This window comes from Glycocaulis sp., from assembly GCF_052168375.1.
Classification (GTDB): Bacteria; Pseudomonadota; Alphaproteobacteria; order Caulobacterales; family Maricaulaceae; genus Glycocaulis.
The window spans coordinates 1-3066 of record NZ_JBQLZR010000093.1 but is presented as its reverse complement, the minus strand read 5'-3'; the positions used below and the strand labels follow the sequence as shown (position 1 = coordinate 3066).

4 protein-coding genes and 1 tRNA gene are annotated in these 3066 nt (G+C 63.6%); 1 reads left to right on the top strand and 4 read right to left on the bottom strand.

Features of this window, described 5'->3' with window-relative positions; translation table 11 throughout:
• The 4 genes from ACTS2Z_RS03690 to ACTS2Z_RS03675 all read right to left on the bottom strand — a co-directional run.
• Positions 1 to 579, bottom strand: a 579-nt coding sequence (locus ACTS2Z_RS03690; RefSeq protein WP_442571879.1) for a bifunctional 5,10-methylenetetrahydrofolate dehydrogenase/5,10-methenyltetrahydrofolate cyclohydrolase, incomplete at its 3' end; no start/stop codon positions are given.
• Between the two features lie 4 nt (positions 580 to 583).
• Entirely contained in the window at positions 584 to 889 is a 306-nt protein-coding gene (locus ACTS2Z_RS03685) for a YggT family protein (protein WP_442571878.1), read from the bottom strand.
• Positions 890 to 977: 88 nt separating this feature from the next.
• Positions 978 to 1388 carry a response regulator gene (locus ACTS2Z_RS03680; RefSeq protein WP_442571877.1) on the bottom strand — a complete coding sequence of 137 codons (411 nt, stop codon included), beginning with the start codon at positions 1386 to 1388 and terminating at the stop codon, positions 978 to 980.
• A 32-nt stretch (positions 1389 to 1420) separates the two neighbouring features.
• Positions 1421 to 2620, bottom strand: coding sequence for a sensor histidine kinase (locus ACTS2Z_RS03675; RefSeq protein WP_442571876.1), 1200 nt, complete (start codon positions 2618 to 2620; stop codon positions 1421 to 1423).
• A 147-nt stretch (positions 2621 to 2767) separates the two neighbouring features.
• On the opposite strand from ACTS2Z_RS03675, the gene ACTS2Z_RS03670 reads away from it, so the two are divergent.
• Positions 2768 to 2843, top strand: a tRNA-Ala gene (locus ACTS2Z_RS03670).
• Positions 2844 to 3066 lie beyond the last annotated feature (223 nt).

Genomic DNA, 3066 nt, shown 5'->3' with positions numbered 1-3066 from the left:
CTGTTCAAGGAAGAGCAGGCCCGCAGGCTTGCCCACCAGAATGGAGCGGCCAATCACGACCGTGTGCAGACCGGACAGATCACCCAGCGCCTGGCGTGCCAGCCAGACACAGCCCGACGGCGTACACGGGCGCAGCCCGTCTGCGCCCAGCACCAGCCGGCCCGCGCTCGTGGCCGTCAGCCCGTCAACATCCTTGGCCGGATCAATGGCCTCGACCACGCGGCGCGCATCGATGTGGCCGGGAAGGGGCATCTGGACCAGAATGCCGTCGACCGCCGGGTCGTCATTGAGGGCCTGAACGAGGCTGATGAGCTCGGCCTCGCCCATGTCCGACGGACGCCGGAATTCCTGCGAGATCATGCCAGCGGCTTCCGTCCGCCGGACCTTGTTGCGGACATAGACATGGCTTGCCGGATCATCGCCCACCAGCACGACCGCAAGGCAGGGCTTGCGCCCGATCTGCGCCGTCAGTGTGGCAGCGCCTGCGGCCACGGACGCATCCAGCGCTTCGGCGGCCATCTTGCCGTCGATGAGGCTGGCAAGGCCCTCGCGGGGCTGGATGAAGGCAGGCAGGGTCATGCGTCTAGCCCAGTAGCGGGAAGAGCTGGCCCATGATGACCCACTCACGCACGAAGAAGATGATCAGGAGCAGCACCAGAGGTGACAGGTCGATCCCGCCAAGCGGCGGCAGGATGCGCCGGATCGGTGCAAGTACCGGCTCGGTCAGCGCATTGGTCGCACGCCAGATGGCATTTACGAACTGGTTGCGCGGATTGACGACATTGAAGGCAACCAGCCAGCTGAGCACGACATTCACGAAGATCAGCAGTACCAGAATGTTCAGTACCGGAATCACGAAATAGACGATGAGGGCCTGACCAAAGGACATCGGGGTCTCCGTCGGGAACGCACGCCGCAGCGCTGCAAGGATTGCGCGCCTGTCTAGACGCGCACAGCCCGGTCAGGCAAGGGCCCGGTCAGTGGCGGCCGGGAAACTCCGCATTATCGCGCCAGAAACGGCAGACCGCGTCAGCCACCTGCTGGTAACCGCCCAGGCTGTCGGGCTTGCGCAGATAGGCATTCGCGCCCGCCCCGTAGGCCTTGTCGATATCGCTGGGATGATCGGATGAGGAAAAGACAATGATCGGGACCTGGCCGATCTTGCGGTCATCACGCAAGGTCTCGATCACATCGTGTCCCGACAGGCCGGGCATGTTCAGATCGAGCAGCATCAGGTCAAAGCGGCTGGAGCGCAGGGCGTCGAGTGCGGCCTGTCCGCCTGGCACATGCATCAGGTTGGTGCCGCTCATGTCGGCGAAAGCCCGCTTCGTGAGAAACGCGTCGCTTTCGTCGTCTTCCACCAGCAGGAGCCGGATGGTTCTGGCCATATTGCCTCCCCCGGGTCTTTTCGCCCGATTGGTTACCGCTCGGCATCCTTGAGCTGGAAAGTGCCCGGAGCCGGCAGGGTCAGACAGAAGCGTGCGCCGTCGAGATAGGTTTCGTCCAGCCAAATTTCACCGCCATGGCTCTCTACGATCTCACGGCAGAAGGCGAGACCCACCCCCATACCGGGATAACGCGCGGCCTCATGCAGGCGCTTCATCATCAGGAAGATCGATTCCTTGTGGGCCGGATCAATGCCGATACCGTTGTCGGTCACCATGATCTCGACCATCGAATCGCCCCGCTCGCGGGCGCTGATCGAGACAATGGGCGGGCGGCTCGAGCGATACTTGATCGCGTTCGAGACAAGGTTCTGGAAAAGCTGGGTCAACAGGACCGGATCACCCTCGACCTCCGGCAGGCCCTGGCCACGCACTTCGGCACCGGCCGCCTCTATCTCGTCTTCCAGCGCAGAGATCACACCGGAAACGATGCGCGACAATTCCAGCGTCTCCGTCTGCGGCGGACGGTTCACCAGCTGGGCGTATTCCTGCAGCACCCGGATAAGCGTCTGCGCCCTCAACGCGCCTTCGCGCACCTTGCCGAGATGCTTCTGTCCGTCAGCGCTCAGCCGTTCGGTCTCCTCCTGCTCGATGAGCTGGGAAAACAGCAGGATATGGCGCAAGGGCGCCTGCAGGTCGTGGGCGGCGGCTGCGGCAAACTGGCGAAGGGCGGCATTTGCCCGTTCAAGATCGCGCGTACGCACGCGCACGCGCTGCTCCAGCTGGCTTGTCACGGCCATCAGGCGCGCTTCGGCTTCGTCACGCCGGCTGATCTCGGCATGCATGGCCGCATTGGAGCGCTGGAGCTGCTCGGTTGAAGGAAGGGCCAGCGCGCGAGGCAGGAGTGGCCAGAGAACCAGTGCCGTTGCCAGCGAAACCGCCGCCGTCGCAGCCTTGATCAGGCCGGAAATCTGATAATCCGGGTTCCACACCGTCCAGATGGAGAAGAGATGGGTGGCGCCGCACAAAAGGATGAACGCCACGAACAGCCACATGACCGGACGATAGACCAAGTCCGGCCGGCGCACCGAGAAGAGGGCGAGCGCAGCAGGGATGGAGAAGTATGCCAGCGCGATGACCGCGTCGGAAACCACATGCGTCCAGAGTATGGACGGCTCCCACAGATAACACATGCCGTGGGGCATGAACCCGTGCGTCGATAGTGCGTGCGCCATGCGGGCTTCAGGCCTCCCCCTGCCGTTCACGCACTATCTATGCGTGCGGGGCAAGGTCAAGCGGCGCTTTTGGGTATCAGCGTGTGCTCCATCTGCGGCTTGACAAGACCGGCTGGCGGGCACTACCTCCCTGCTCGCTTGCGATGTGGGGCCGTAGCTCAGTTGGGAGAGCGCGTCGTTCGCAATGACGAGGTCAGCGGTTCGATCCCGCTCGGCTCCACCAATTTTCCAAAAATGCTTTTGTCACCGCCCGGCCGCCAAACGCCGCGGATGCACGATTGTGCTTGCGAACCCAGCCGGTTCAAGTCCGGTCCTGCGCCACAATTTCACCTGTCTCTCAAAGCTGGACGCCACCTGTTGTAGTTCCCTACGGCGCGAATTCGGCGGCTGCGCGGGGGAAAGGGGCGGCAATAAGGCGGCTGCGCGCGTCCTCCGGTGCGCACGGG